Here is a 15512-nt window from a genome sequence, read left to right as displayed (position 1 = left end):
ATGAAAAAAATAGATAGTAAATTCAATAAAATTACTATTAGTTTTTCTTCTCCTGAATCTATTTTAAAAGAATCTTATGGAGAAGTATTAAAACCTGACACAATAAATTATCGTACACATAAACCTGAAAGAGATGGACTTTTTTGTGAACGCATATTTGGACCTGTTAAAGATTACGAATGTGCTTGTGGTAAGTATAAACGTATACGTTACAAAGGTATTGTTTGTGATAGATGTGGGGTAGAAGTAACAGAAAAAAAAGTTCGTCGTGAACGAATTGGTCATATTAATCTAGTTATACCAGTAGTTCATATTTGGTGTTTTAAATCTGCTAATAATAAAATAGGTAATTTATTAGGTTTGTCATCAAAAAAATTGGATATGATTATTTATTATGAACGGTATGTAGTAATTCAATCTGGTATAGCCAAATATCCTAATGGAAAACCTGTTAAAAACTTTGACTTTCTTACTGAAGAAGAATATTTAAATATTTTAGATCTATTGCCCACCGACATAGAAGATGAAAAAAACAAATTTATTGCAAAAATGGGAGGAGAATGTTTACAACATATGCTAAATAATTTAGATCTTAATTTATTATCGTGTGAATTACGTAATAAAATTAATAAAGAAACTTCTAAACAACGTCGTAAAGAAGCAATTAAACGTTTACAAGAAGTTGAAGCTTTTATTGAAGGAAAAAATAAAGGTAGCAATCCTGCATGGATGATAGTTAATGTTTTAGCTGTTATACCTCCCGATTTACGTCCTTTAGTACCTATAGACGGAGGACGTTATGCAACATCTGATTTGAATGATTTATACCGTCGTATACTTCTTCGTAATAATCGTTTAAATCGTTTAATAGAAATTAAAGCACCTGAAGTTATACTTCGTAATGAAAAACGTATGTTACAAGAAGCAGTAGATTCTCTATTTGATAATTCAAGAAAAATTTCTTCCGTAAAAACTGACGCTAATCGTACTTTAAAATCTTTATCAGATTCTTTAAAAGGAAAGCAAGGACGTTTTCGTCAAAATCTGTTGGGAAAACGTGTAGATTATTCAGCTAGATCAGTAATTGTAGTAGGTCCCAAACTTAAACTACATGAATGTGGTTTACCTAAAGATATAGCTGCAGAACTTTATAAACCTTTTATTATTCGTAAACTTATTGAAAGAGGTATTGTTAAAACAGTAAAATCAGCTAAAAATATTATAGACAAAAGAGAATCTATAATATGGGATATATTAGAGAATCTTTTAAAAGGACATCCTGTATTATTAAATCGTGCTCCAACGTTACATAGACTTAGTATACAAGCTTTTCAAGGAAAATTAATTGAAGGAAATGCAATTCAACTTCATCCATTAGTATGTTCAGCTTTTAATGCTGACTTTGATGGAGATCAGATGGCTGTCCATTTACCACTGTCAAATGGATCTATTTTAGAATCACAATTGCTAATGTTGGCATCACAAAATATTTTAAATCCAGCTAATGGATCTCCCATAACTGTTCCTTCACAAGATATGGTATTAGGATTATATTATATGACTAAAGCTTTAAAATCTACAAATAAAATTAAAGTAAAAGGAGAAGGAATTACATTTTATTCACCTGAAGAAGTTTATATAGCATATAATCAAAATGTTGTAGATTTACATGCAATTATAAATGTAAAAGTAAATATTCGTTATTGTGATAAATTAATTAATAAAATTGTTGAAACTACTGTAGGAAGAGTTTTATTTAATCAAATAGTGCCTAAAAAAGTAGGTTATATTAACGAATTATTAACTAAAAAATCTTTACGTGATATTATTAGTAATATATTAAAATTAACTGATGTTCCAACTACGGCCATTTTTTTAGACAATATAAAAGATATGGGATTTTATAATGCTTTTAAAGGAGGTTTATCTTTTAGTTTAGGAGATATTATAGTCCCTAAAGATAAAGATAATATGATAGAAAATGCTTTTAAAGAGATAGATATTGTAAAAATGAATTATAATATGGGGCTAATTACTAATAATGAACGATATAACCAAGTAATTGATATATGGACTAATACTAATGCTAGACTTACAGAATTAGTTATGAAATATATGCAATATGATAAACAAGGATTTAATTCAGTCTATATGATGCTAGATTCAGGAGCCAGAGGTTCAAAAGAGCAAATACGTCAACTATCAGGTATGCGAGGATTGATGGCTAAACCTCAAAAAATAGGTTCTTATGGTGGTGAAATTATCGAACATCCTATTATAGCAAATTTTTATAGAGGTCTTTCAATATCAGAATATTTTATATCTACTCATGGTGCTCGTAAAAGTTTATCTGATTCAAATTTAAAAACTGCAGATGCTGGATATCTGACACGTAGGTTGACTGACGTAGCTCAAGACGTTGTAATAACAATTGAAGATTGTAATACTTTAAGAGGTATAACAATTTATTCATTAAAACGAAACGAAGATATAGTAGAATCATTATATTATCGTATATTAGGACGCATTTCTTTAAATAATATTTATTCATCAAAAGGAATATTAATTGTAAAGACAGGTGAAATGATTGATGAAAATATTGCCAATTTAATAGAAAATGAAGGATTAGAATCAGTAGAAGTTCGTTCACCATTAACTTGTGAAGCTAACGAAGGAGTATGCGCTAAATGTTATGGCCGGAACCTGTCTACTGTAAAAATTGTTCAAATTGGTGAAGCAGTAGGAGTTATAGCAGCACAATCTATAGGAGAACCAGGGACGCAACTAACTTTACGTTCTTTTCATGTTGGAGGTGCTGCTGGTAATATTGTTGAATCTTCACAAATTATAGCTAAAAATTCAGGTATTATAGAATTTGATTATATTAAAACTGTAAAAGTAAAGGATGAATTTGGAAATAATATAAATGTAGTTGTATCTCGTTCTTCTGAAATGAAATTAATAGATACAGGTACAGTAATAATGAATAATCATATTCCTTATGGGTCTACTTTATTTTTTATGCATGGAAATAAAATTAATAAAAACGATATTATTTGTAAATGGGATCCTTATAATGCAGTAATAATTGCAGAAGTAGCTGGTACCGTAGTATATGAAAATATAGAGAAAGGTTCAACTTATCAAGTTGAAATTGATGAACAAACAGGATTTAAAGAAAAAGTAATTTCAGAATTAAGAAATAAGAAATTAATACCTACACTAAAAATTTTAGACAATACAGGAAAAGAATTGAAAGTATATAATTTACCAGTAGGTGCACATTTGATAGTTAATAATGGAGAAAAAATAGAAATTGGTAAAATTTTAATTAAAATACCCCGTAAATCTTTTAAATCAGGAGATATTACAGGTGGATTACCTCGTTTATCAGAATTATTTGAAGCACGTAATACTTCTAATAAAGCTATTCTATCAGAAATAGATGGTACAGTAAATCATGGTAATTTAAAAAGAGGAAATCGTGAGATTATAATAGAATCTAAAACAGGAATTATAAAAAAATATTTAGTAAAATTATCAAATCATATTCTTGTACAAGAAAATGATTATATTAAAGCAGGACAACCTATATCTGATGGTACAATAACTCCTCATGATATTTTAAATATCAAAGGTACTAGAGCTGTTCAAGAATATATAGTTAATGAAATACAAGAAGTATATCGTTTACAAGGAGTTAAGATTAATGATAAACATTTTGAAACTATAGTTAGACAAATGATGCGTAAAGTAGAAATTATGGAAGTTGGAGATACTCGTTTTATAGAAGGAAATATTGAACATAAAGATGACTTTTTAAAAGAAAATAAAAAAATTTTCAGAAAGAAAATAGTAGTTAACTCTGGAGATTCTGAAAATTTTAAACAGAATGATATTATTACTTCTAGTCAGCTTTTATGTGAAAATTCTATACTTAAACGTGAAAATAAAAAATTAATATTAGCTAGAGAGGCAATTACTGCAACAGCAAAACCTATATTGCAAGGTATTACAAGAGCTTCTTTACAAACTAAATCTTTTATTTCAGCAGCTTCATTTCAAGAAACAACAAAAGTTTTATGTGAAGCAGCTATTAGTCGTAAAACTGATTATTTAAAAGGATTGAAAGAAAATGTGATTGTAGGACGTAAAATTCCAGCAGGAACTGGATTAAAAGAATATGAAAATGTAATTGTTGAATCTAAAAATGATAAAAAATGAAGAACTATTCTGTATTTATTACAGCTAATTCAGATACATATGGAAAATATATAATTACATTTGGAATTATACGAATGTTAATTAATAAAAAATTAAATGTAGCTTTTTTCAAGCCTATTAGAGAAGATATAGAAAATAATTACATTAACACAATATTGTCATATTTTAATATGAGTTATAAAGAATCTTTTGCATTTACTACTAAAGAAGAAGCTCTGGAAAATTATCTGAAAAATAAAAATAATTTTTTTAATATTATTATTAATAAATATTACAATTTAAAAAAAAAATATGATTTTATCATAGTAGAAGGAACAAAACAAACAAGTATTTTTGATTTTAATATCAATAATTTAATAGCACCAACTATACAAATACCTATAATTTTAATTATTAATGGAGAAAATAAAAGTGTAGAAACTATTGCTAATAATATATTTCTAGAATATGATTCTATGCAAAAAAAAGGAAATAAAATTATTATGATTGTTATCAATAACTCTATAATTTCAAAACAAAAACTTGAAGTATTATTATATAATCGCATAAATATTGATACAATTATATCAATTATTCCTTATAATGTTACTGATAATGTTACTGATTTAATAATAGCTATAGAACGTTTTGAACGTTATATAGACATAATATTATTGGAGAAAAGAATCATTAATTTTAAAATTAAAATTGTAAATCACCAATTGTTCCAATACAATATTTTTAATATAAGTAAAAAACTTCAAAAACATATAGTATTACCTGAAGGTTTAGATGAACGTATATTATGCGCTTCTTCAAAATTTGCATATAATAAACTTGGTTTATTAACTTTATTAGGAGATAAAGAAAAAATTTTAATAAAAGTTAAAAAATTAGGATTATTTTGGGATGAACAACGCATAAAAATTATCAATCCAATAAAATCTCACAAATATGAAGAATTTTATAAAAAATTATATGAATTAAGAAAAAATAAAGGCTTGCAATATGACCAATCTAAAACACTTATGCTAGATGTCTCTTATTTTGGTACTATGATGGTTTATAATGGATTAGCTGATGGTATGGTATCTGGTGTTATTCATACTACAGCTCATACTATACGGCCAGCACTTCAAATTATAAAAACTATTAATAGTATAAAAACAGTATCATCAATTTTTTTAATGTTATTATATGATAGAGTTATAATATATAGTGATTGTGCTATTGTCCCTAATCCTACATCTGAACAACTAGCAGAAATTGCTATATGTTCAGCTATAACTGCAAAATCATTAGGAATAGACCCTAAAATTGCTATGCTTTCTTATTCATCAGGAGATTCTGGATTAGGAAAAGAAGTAGATAAAGTTAAAAACGCTACAATTATTGTTAAAAATAGAGCACCTGAACTGATAATAGAAGGACCAATTCAATATGATGCTGCAGTAGATTTTAATGTAGGTATACGTAAATTGCCTAATTCTAATGTCATTGGACAAGCTAATGTATTTATTTTTCCTGATTTAAATTCCGGTAATATTACATATAAAGCTGTTCAACGTGAGACTAACACTATAGCAATTGGACCAATTTTACAAGGTATTAAAAAACCTATAAATGATTTAAGTAGAGGTTCTACTGTGGATGATATTTATAATACAATTATTATTACTACTATACAAGCTAATGAAAATACTAATTATTAATTCAGGAAGTTCATCAATAAAATATCAACTAATTTCTATGCCAGAAAAATTGGTTTTGTCTAAGGGTTTAATTGAACGTATTGGTACACATGAAAGTAAAATTAAATATATACATAATAATTATAAAGAAGAAAAAAATATTAACTTAATTATTAATGATCATCAAACAGGTATTGAAAAGATTTATATGTTATTATCAGATCCTAATACTGGTATAATTAGTTCTCGTAATGAAATATCTGCTATAGGACATAGAGTAGTACATGGTGGAGAATATCTTAGAGATACAACTTTAATTACTGAATACGTTAAAAAACTAATTAAATCACTGTTTAATATAGCACCATTACATAATAAAGCTAATTACATGGGTATTGAAGTAGCAGAAAAAATATTTCCTAATATACCACAAGTAGCTGTTTTTGATACAGCTTTTCATCATAGTATGCATGAAAAAGCTTATAGGTATGCAATTCCTGATTTTTTTTATAATAAATATAAAATTCGTTCTTATGGATTTCATGGAATTAGTCATAAATATGTATCACAGTGTGCAATAAAATACTTAAAAAAATCAAAAAAATTAATTATTTTACATTTAGGTAATGGAGCTAGTGCAACAGCAGTGGAAAATGGTCTTTCTGTAGAAACTTCTATGGGATTTGGTCCTAATAGTGGTTTAATAATGGGTACACGTGTTGGAGATATAGATAGTACTGTTATATTTTACGCATTAAAATATAATTATACTCAATATGAATTATCAGAAATTTTAAATAAAAAAAGTGGCATGCTTTCTATATCAGGTTATAGTGATATGCGTGATATTAAATTAGCTTATAATAAAGGTAATCCTAAAGCAATTTTAGCATACGAAATGTATGCACATAAAGTGAAAAAATATATAGGTAGTTTTATTGCAATAATGAATGGTTTGGATGCTTTGATATTTACCGGAGGAATTGGAGAAAATGATGAATTAATTCGTTATTTAATTTGTAATAAAATGGAATTTTTAGGTATTTATTTAGATAAATATAAAAATAAACAAAATTTTAAACAAAATATTGAAGAAATACAAAAAAATGATGAACGTATTAAGATTCTTGTAATACCAACAAATGAAGAATTACAAATTTCTTTAGAAGTATATAACTTATTAAAGTAAAATGTGAAACTATTAAAAACACGTATAGTACCAAAACAAAGTGTTTTTCAGAACTTATAGTAGTTATTTCCCATAATAATAAAAATAAATTTGAAATAGAATAAATCTGAAATGGCAAATTATAAGAATCAAAATATATTATCACACCAATTTGCTAATTTACATAATCATACATGTTTTTCTATTTTGTCTTCTACAATTGATATTAAATCATTAGTAAATAAAGCAGTTGATTGGAATATGCATGCATTAGGTATTACTGACTATGGTAATATGATGGGAGCTTTTTATTTTTTAAATGCTATTCAAGAAGCTAATAAAAAAAAAGATAAATTAATTAAAGGAGTTATAGGGAGTGAATTATTTCTTTCATACAATGATGATAAACGTTATAATCAAGTTTTTTTAGCAAAAAATAAAAAAGGATATCATAATTTATCTAAACTGTGTTCACAAGGTTTTATATACGGATACTATGCTGGTATCCCCCATATAAATAAAAAATTAATTGAACAATACAAAGAAGGTTTAATTGCTTTAAGCGGAGATTTAAATTCAGAAATTCCATATACAATCATAAATTTTGGAGAAGATGCTGGCGAAAAAGTATTCAATTGGTGGATTGAATGTTTTGGTGAAGACTTCTATATTGAATTATTACGTCATGGTATAGAAAATGAAAATTACGTTAATAACGTATTGCTTACGTTAGCAAAAAAATATAATGTAAAATATATTGTACAAAATAATACTTTCTATCTTGAACAAATAGATGCTAATGCACATGATATTTTATTATGTGTACGTGATGGAGAAAAACAAAATACTCCTATAGGACAAGGAAAAGGATATCGTTTTGGTTTACCAAATAATGAATTTTATTTTAAAAGTCCTTTGCAAATGGTAGATCTTTTTAAAGATCTACCAGAAGCTTTTATTAACTTAGATGAATTACTTTCTAAAATAGAAATTTATAAATTAAATAAACCAATTTTAGTACCTAAATTTAAAATTCCTGACAATTTTATTAATAAATATAATCATGAAAATGCATATTTAAAATATTTAACATATAAAGGAGCAAAAAAACGTTATTTAAAATTAAATAATATTATAAAAGAACGAATAGAATATGAACTTAATACAATTAAAAATATTGGTTACTCAGGATATTTTTTAATTGTATATGATTTTATCTTACACGCAAAAAAAATGAATATTGGTGTAGGACCAGGAAGGGGTTCAGTAGCGGGCTCTGTAATTGCTTATTGCATAGGTATAACTGAGATAGATCCAATTAAATATGATCTACTATTTGAAAGATTTTTAAATCCAGACCGTATATCTCTTCCAGATATTGATATTGACTTTGATGATCGGGGTCGCGATAAAATTATTAAATGGGTAGTAAAAAAATATGGATACAATCATGTAGCTAAAATCATTACTTATGGGACAATGGGTGCTAAATCAGCTATACGAGATACAGCTAGAGTTCTAAATTTTCCTTTAAATGAAACTAATAAAATTACTAAACTAGTACCTAATAATATATCACTTAAAAGTATTTATTCAACAGAAATATTGGTGTTAAAGGAAAAATTTAATAAGTCTGAAATAGAAAATATTCTAATTTTAAAAAAATATTTAAATAGCAAAAAAAGTTTAAAAGGAAAAATTATTCAACAAGCAAAAATAATTGAAGGATCTCTACGAAATACAGGAATACACGCTTGTGGAATTATAATTACACCATTAGATATAAAAGAAATTATTCCAGTAGCTATATCAAAAGATTCAGATTTACTAGTTACCCAATTTAACAATAAAATAGTAGAAAGTGCTGGTTTATTAAAAATGGATTTTTTAGGATTAAAAACACTAACTATTATAAATGATACTATAAAACTTATTAAAAAGATAAAAAATATAACTATAAAACAATTTCCTTTAGATGATGCTAAAACTTATGATCTTTTTAAAAAAGGAGAAACAATAGGAATCTTTCAATATGAATCTATTGGTATGCAAAAATATTTACGTAAACTTAAACCTGATCAATTTAATGATTTAATTGCAATGAATGCTTTATATAGACCAGGTCCATTGCAATATATACCTAATTTTATAGCTCGTAAACATGGTAAAGAACCTATAGTTTATGATTTACCTGAAATGAAAAACATTTTAAAAAATACTTATGGTATAACTATTTATCAAGAACAAGTAATGTTATTATCTCAAAAATTAGCAAATTTTAGCAAAGGTGAAGCAGATATTTTAATCCAAGCTATAGGAAAAAAACAAAAAAATGTATTAAATAACATTAAAAAAAAATTTATAGAACAATCTATTAAAAATGGATATTCTTATAAAAAAATAAAAAAAATATGGCAAGATTGGGAAGCTTTTGCATCATATGCATTCAATAAATCACACTCTACTTGCTATGCTTATCTAGCTTTTAAAACTGCTTATCTAAAAGCACATTATCCTTTAGAATATATGACCTCTGTATTAAGTATGCAAAATATAAAAGACATCCCTATATTTGTAGAAGAATGTATAAGAATGGGTATAGAAATTTTAAATCCAGATATAAATAAAAGTTCAGAGACTTTTATAATTAATGATAATGGAGCTATTATGTTTAGTATATTAGCAATAAAAGGTATAGGTGATGTGGCGGTAGCAAATATTTTACGAGAACGTAAATTAAATGGGATATATATTTCAATTTTTGATTTTATTAAACGTATTGATTTACGCATAATAAATAAAAAAATATTAGAAAATTTAATTTTATCAGGTGCTTTTGACAGTTTTAATATAAAAAGAGAACAATATTTAAATGTATTAGAAAATATAATACTTTTTGGTATTAAATATCAAAAATTTATAAAACAAAAAAAACAATCTCTATTTAGCCAAGAAGAAATAGATATAAAAGAACCTATTATACCACATTGTGATCCATGGCCAAATATAATTAAATTAGAAAAAGAAGTATTAGGCCTTAAAAAATAATTAAATAAAAAATATTATGGTACAAGAAATAAATGATATTAATTTTGATAAAAAAGTAATTCAATCCAATAAACCTGTTTTAGTATATTTTTGGGCAGATTGGTGTGGACCATGCAAAATACTTTCTCCTAAAATAGATGAATTATCTAATAAATATGATGACAAAGTCTTTATATATAAAATTAATATTGACAATAATCAAAAAAATGTTAATGAATACTTAATTAAAAGTATTCCTACATTAATTTTTTTTAAAAATGGTAAAGAAATACATAGATCTATAGGAATAGTATCAATAGATACTATAAGTAATAAATTAAATGAATTATTATAAATAATATTTTTATATTATTTTATTAATCAGTAAATTTGTTTTATTTGGTCTGGTAGTTCAGTTGGTTAGAATGCGTGCCTGTCACGCACGTGGTCACGGGTTCGAATCCCGTCCAGACCGCTTATTTATTTATTATAAAACCTTTTTCTTTATTATAGTCTAATAAAACTTTACTATTATCTGATATATTGCCTTTTAACATTTCTTTTGAAAGCTTATTTAATACATAATGTTGAATTACACGTTTTATAGGACGTGCTCCAAAATAAGGATCATAACCTTTTTCAGACAAATATTCAATTACTTCATCAGTTACTTTTAACCTAATGTTTCTTTTAGATAAAATATTGACTAAGTCAGTCAACTGTAATTTGACAATTTTATGTATTTCTTTTATAGTTAACGGTTTAAATAAAATAATATCATCAATACGATTTAAAAATTCTGGCCGTAATATTGTTTTCAACAATGTTATTAATTGATTTTTAATATTTTTAATATCTTTAAAATTATCACGTATAATATCTGACCCAATATTAGAAGTCATGATAATTATAGTATTTTTAAAATTTACTGTACGACCTTTATTGTCAGTTAGCCTACCATCATCTAATACTTGTAATAAAATATTAAAAGTATCTGAATGAGCTTTTTCTATTTCATCAAGTAGAATAACAGTATAAGGACGACGACGGACATATTCTGTTAATTGCCCACCTTCTTCATAACCAATATATCCTGGAGGTGCACCAATTAGTCGACTAACCGAATGAGGTTCTTGATATTCACTCATATCAATACGAACCATATTATTTTCATCATCGAATAAATATTCAGCTAAAGCTTTAGCTAACTCTGTTTTTCCTACTCCAGTAGGACCCATAAAAAGAAAAGATCCTATGGGACGTTTTTCATCTTTAAGACCTGCTCTAGAACGACGTATAGCATTAGCTACAGCTTCAATAGGTAATTCTTGACCAATAACACGTTTATGAAGGACTTCTTCTAGAAGAAGTAATTTTTTACTTTCACTTTGTAACATTTTAGTTATTGGAATACCAGTCCATTTAGAAACTACTTCAGCTATATCTTCACTACAAACTTCTTCTCTAATCATTTTATTACCCTTATATTTTATCAATTCTTTTTCAAGTGCTTTTACTTTAGATTCTTCGTCTTTGATTCTTCCATATCTAAGTTCAGCTACTTTTCCATAATTTCCAACACGTTCAGCTTGTTCAGCTTCAAATTTAAAATTTTCTATAATTTCTTTAGATTTTTGTATACCTTCTACTAATTCTTTTTCACATTTCCATTGATCCGTCAATTGATTACGTTGTTCGTTTAATTTTAAAATCAATTCTTTAATTGAAGCTAATTGTTTTTTATCATCTTCTCTTTTTATAGCTTCTCTCTGTATTTCTAATTGCATTATCTTTCTGTCTAATACATCAATTTCTTCAGGTTTTGAATTAATTTCCATACGTAATTTAGCAGCTGCTTCGTCAATAAGATCTATTGCTTTATCAGGCAAAAATCTATCACTAATGTATCGTTGTGAAAGTTCTACTGACGCAATAATAGCTTCATCTTTAATACGAACTTTATGATGTGTTTCATATTTTTCCTTAATTCCTCTAAGAATAGAAATAGCCGATTCTGTGTCTGGTTCACTAACATATACTTTTTGAAATCTTCTTTCAAGTGCCTTATCTTTTTCAAAATATTTTTGATATTCATTTAGAGTAGTAGCTCCAACAGCTCGTAATTCGCCTCTGGCCAAAGCAGGTTTTAAAATATTAGCAGCGTCCATAGCTCCTTCACTGGCTCCTGCACCTACTAATGTATGAATTTCATCAATAAATAAAATAACCATACCATTAGATTGAATAACTTCTTTAATAACCGATTTAATTCGTTCTTCAAATTCTCCTTTATATTTTGCTCCAGCAATTAATCCAGATATATCTAAAGCAAAAACTTCTTTGTATTTTAAATTATCTGGAACATCACCACTAACAATACGATGAGCAATACCTTCAACAATAGCTGTTTTACCAACTCCAGGTTCACCTATAAGTATAGGATTATTTTTTGTTCTTCTAGATAGAATTTGTAATACCCTTCGTATTTCTTCATCTCTTCCAATAACAGGATCTAATTTTCCTTCACGTGCTAATTTATTAAAATTTTTAGAGTATTTATTTAAAGCGTTATATATATTTTCATTTGTTGGTGAATTTATATTACCATTTTTTTTTCGCATTTCTTCAATAATATTTATTATATTTTTTTCTGTAACTCCTATATCAATTAATAATTTAGATATTTGATCTCCTACTTTTAGGAGACCCCATAATATATGTTCTATAGATATATATTCATCATGTAAATTTTCAGCTAGCCTATTAGCTTGATTTAACATATTAACTACATTGGTACTTAGATGTTGTTGTGTTTGTGATGTTATTTTAGGATAAGTATTAATTATTTTATTTAAATTATCTTCAATTAGTTTTAAATTAATATTTTTTAATATAAAAGGAGCAATATTATCATCAATTTTTAATATACTTTTTAAGATATGCGCATTTTCTATAAATTGTTGCCTATTTTCTTGTGCAATTAACTGAGCTTGTTGTATAACTTCTTGAGTTTTTATAGTGAATTTATTAAAATTCATATTTATTTTTTTTTATTATTTACCAATACATTCCTCCATTTACATTTAATACTTCTCCAGTAACATAAGAAGATAAATCAGAAGCCAAAAATAAACAACAGTTAGCTACATCTATTGGCTTACCAATTTTTTTTAAATAAATATAATTTTTTATTTTTTTATCATTTAATAAGGAAGCATTCATTTCTGTATTAATAAATCCAGGAGCTATAGCATTACAACGAATATTTCTAGAACCTAATTCTTTTGCTATAGATTTAGTAAAACCTATTATTCCTGCCTTAGAAGCAGCATAATTAGCCTGCCCTACATTACCATTTATTCCAATAATAGAACTCATATTAATAATTGAACCATGACGTTGTTTTATCATTGGAATAATTACAGATTTTGTAAAATTAAAAACCGAACTTAGATTTGTTTCTATAACTTTATCCCAATCTTCTTTACTCATACGTAGTAATAAATTATCTCTAATAATTCCTGCATTATTAATAATAATATCTATTTTTCCAAATTCTTGATAAATTTTATTTGAAAATTCTTGAGATGCTTGTAAATCAACTGCATCAACTTTATAACCTTTGATTATTGAATATTTACTAAATTCTTTCTCAATATTTTTAGCTAATTTTGTTGAATTAATAAATGTAAAAATTACTATAGCACCATGTTTACAAAATAATTTTACAATTGCATTACCAATTCCCCTAGTTCCTCCTGTAATAATAGCTACTTTTCCTTCCAACAGTTTCATTATAAAAAAAATTTATTAATCATTTATTTTTTATTAAACAATAAATTTTTTTTTAAAAAAAAATTTATTTCTCCGTTTAAAACTGAATTTATATTAGAAGTTTGATATCCTGTACGTAAATCTTTAACCAATTTGTAAGGATGCATTATATAATTACGTATTTGAGAACCCCACTCAATTTTCTTTTTTATCATTTCATTTTTTTTAATATTACGTTTACAAATTTCAATTTGAAATAATCTTGATTTTAATAATTGTAACGCTCTTTCCTTATTTTGAAATTGTGAACGTGATTCAGTATTTTCAATAATTATTCCTGTAGGTCTATGATGTAACCGCACACCTGTCTCAACTTTATTAACATTTTGACCACCTGCTCCACTAGACCTAAATGTTTCCCAAATAATTTCATAGGGTTTTATATTAATTTCTATAGTATCCTTTACTATAGGATAAACATATACAGAAGCAAAAGATGTATGTCGTTTACTACTATACGGTGATATACGTACTAATCTATGAACACCGTTTTCACATTTAATATAACCAAAAGCATATTGTCCTTTAATTTCTAAGGTTACAGATTTTATTCCAGCAACATCTCCTGGTAAATTGTGAATATTCATAATTTTATATCCATTTTTTTCAGCCCACATTAAATACATTCGCATTAACATGGCAGCCCAATCGCAACTTTCTGTACCGCCAGCTCCCGAAGAAATTTGTAAAATAGCATTTAAAGTATCTTCTTTATCAGAAAACATATTTTTAAATTCAAAATCTGATAATAATTGTTTTGTTATGTTAAATTGATTATTAAACTCGTAATAATTTATTTCTCCTTTTTTGAAAAATTCAAATAATATATTTAAATCATTTACAGAGTTTTTAACTTGGTCATAAGTTTCTACACATAATTTTTTAATACGTAATTCTTCTATTATACTATTATTTTTTTTTTTCCAAAAATTAGTATATGCGATTTCTTTTTCTTTATTTATTATATCTATACGCTTATTTTTAATATCAAGAGATACATATAGTTCTTTAATACGATTATATATTTCTTTTATTTCTTCTTGCATGTATAATTTTTTACATGTAAATTTTTATTAATTAATAATGAATGTATGTAAAAAAAATTTCATAAACAAATTATATGTTTTTGATTAAAGGATTATTATTAAAGGGACTATTATAGGTTATTTTTATATTTTATTAGCTTTTAAAAAAAGGAATTTTTTTTAAAAAAATAAATTTTTTATTTTTTTTTATAAAAAACACATGTTGTATACCATTAGTAATCATTAAATAATGACTTTTAATTACAAGATTATATATCAATATTTGATTAAAATCATTTTGTGATGGTATTATATTTTTTGGTGATTTACATTCTATTATAATATAGGGAATTGCACATTTATAGACTACAATATCTATACGTCTTCGTATATTATTTACCAATATTGGAACTTCTACAGCTATTCCCGATAAACTATAACCTTTTTCAAGTACTAAAAATTTAATAACATGTTGACGGACCAATTCTTCTTGTGTTAATAAGTATTTTTTTTTTCGAATTATACAATAAATAAATTTTTTATTATTTTGCATGCAAAATTAAT

Annotated in this window: 9 protein-coding genes and 1 tRNA gene; 6 read left to right on the top strand and 4 right to left on the bottom strand. The window is 25.6% G+C overall.

Translation table 11 applies throughout. The annotated features are described in order from the left end of the window. From rpoC to NHG04_01845, 6 genes are all read left to right on the top strand, one after another. A complete protein-coding gene (gene rpoC / locus NHG04_01870; GenBank protein ID WGH27384.1) occupies nt 1–4224 on the top strand; it encodes a DNA-directed RNA polymerase subunit beta' in 4224 nt (1407 codons plus the stop codon). Further along, nucleotides 4221–5915, top strand: a complete 1695-nt coding sequence (gene pta, locus NHG04_01865; protein WGH27383.1) for a phosphate acetyltransferase — start codon at nt 4221–4223, stop codon at nt 5913–5915. Before rpoC ends, pta begins: the two co-directional genes overlap by 4 nt. After that, nucleotides 5896–7083 (top strand): acetate kinase, encoded by a 1188-nt coding sequence (locus NHG04_01860; GenBank protein ID WGH27382.1) that lies wholly within the window; start codon nt 5896–5898, stop codon nt 7081–7083. The genes pta and NHG04_01860 overlap by 20 nt, the downstream gene beginning before the upstream one ends. Before the next feature lie 111 nt (nt 7084–7194). Then, entirely contained in the window at nt 7195–10110 is a 2916-nt protein-coding gene (gene dnaE / locus NHG04_01855) for a DNA polymerase III subunit alpha (protein WGH27381.1), read from the top strand. A gap of 16 nt (nt 10111–10126) precedes the next feature. Further along, complete coding sequence (gene trxA, locus NHG04_01850) at nt 10127–10444, top strand: thioredoxin (GenBank protein ID WGH27380.1); 318 nt, start codon at nt 10127–10129, stop codon at nt 10442–10444. Between the two features lie 46 nt (nt 10445–10490). Beyond that, nucleotides 10491–10564, top strand: a tRNA-Asp gene (locus tag NHG04_01845). A gap of 1 nt (nt 10565) precedes the next feature. On the opposite strand, the gene clpB is transcribed toward NHG04_01845, so the two are convergent. From clpB to NHG04_01825, 4 genes are all read right to left on the bottom strand, one after another. Continuing rightward, entirely contained in the window at nt 10566–13127 is a 2562-nt protein-coding gene (clpB, locus tag NHG04_01840) for an ATP-dependent chaperone ClpB (protein ID WGH27379.1), read from the bottom strand. Nucleotides 13128–13146: 19 nt separating this feature from the next. After that, on the bottom strand, nt 13147–13884 hold the full coding sequence (gene fabG, locus NHG04_01835) for a 3-oxoacyl-[acyl-carrier-protein] reductase (protein ID WGH27378.1): 738 nt from the start codon (nt 13882–13884) through the stop codon (nt 13147–13149). Between the two features lie 23 nt (nt 13885–13907). Then, on the bottom strand, nt 13908–14969 hold the full coding sequence (gene prfB, locus NHG04_01830; protein WGH27377.1) for a peptide chain release factor 2: 1062 nt from the start codon (nt 14967–14969) through the stop codon (nt 13908–13910). 133 nt (nt 14970–15102) lie between these two features. Then, nucleotides 15103–15501, bottom strand: a complete 399-nt coding sequence (locus NHG04_01825; GenBank protein WGH27376.1) for a type I restriction enzyme HsdR N-terminal domain-containing protein — start codon at nt 15499–15501, stop codon at nt 15103–15105. Nucleotides 15502–15512: the final 11 nt, after the last annotated feature.

Origin of the sequence: Candidatus Bostrichicola ureolyticus (assembly GCA_029851125.1) — a bacterium.
GTDB classification, from domain to species: domain Bacteria; phylum Bacteroidota; class Bacteroidia; order Flavobacteriales; family Blattabacteriaceae; genus Bostrichidicola; species Bostrichidicola ureolyticus.
This window is presented reverse-complemented; position numbering and strand designations above follow the sequence as displayed.

What these genes read in the sequence shown, in the direction of transcription:
- rpoC (WGH27384.1), top strand. Translation starts at nt 1, where the DNA reads ATGAAAAAAATAGATAGTAAATTCAATAAAATTACTATTAGTTTTTCT.
- pta (WGH27383.1), top strand. Translation starts at nt 4,221, where the DNA reads ATGAAGAACTATTCTGTATTTATTACAGCTAATTCAGATACATATGGA.
- NHG04_01860 (WGH27382.1), top strand. Translation starts at nt 5,896, where the DNA reads ATGAAAATACTAATTATTAATTCAGGAAGTTCATCAATAAAATATCAA.
- dnaE (WGH27381.1), top strand. Translation starts at nt 7,195, where the DNA reads ATGGCAAATTATAAGAATCAAAATATATTATCACACCAATTTGCTAAT.
- trxA (WGH27380.1), top strand. Translation starts at nt 10,127, where the DNA reads ATGGTACAAGAAATAAATGATATTAATTTTGATAAAAAAGTAATTCAA.
- clpB (WGH27379.1), bottom strand. Translation starts at nt 13,127, where the DNA reads ATGAATTTTAATAAATTCACTATAAAAACTCAAGAAGTTATACAACAA.
- fabG (WGH27378.1), bottom strand. Translation starts at nt 13,884, where the DNA reads ATGAAACTGTTGGAAGGAAAAGTAGCTATTATTACAGGAGGAACTAGG.
- prfB (WGH27377.1), bottom strand. Translation starts at nt 14,969, where the DNA reads ATGCAAGAAGAAATAAAAGAAATATATAATCGTATTAAAGAACTATAT.
- NHG04_01825 (WGH27376.1), bottom strand. Translation starts at nt 15,501, where the DNA reads ATGCAAAATAATAAAAAATTTATTTATTGTATAATTCGAAAAAAAAAA.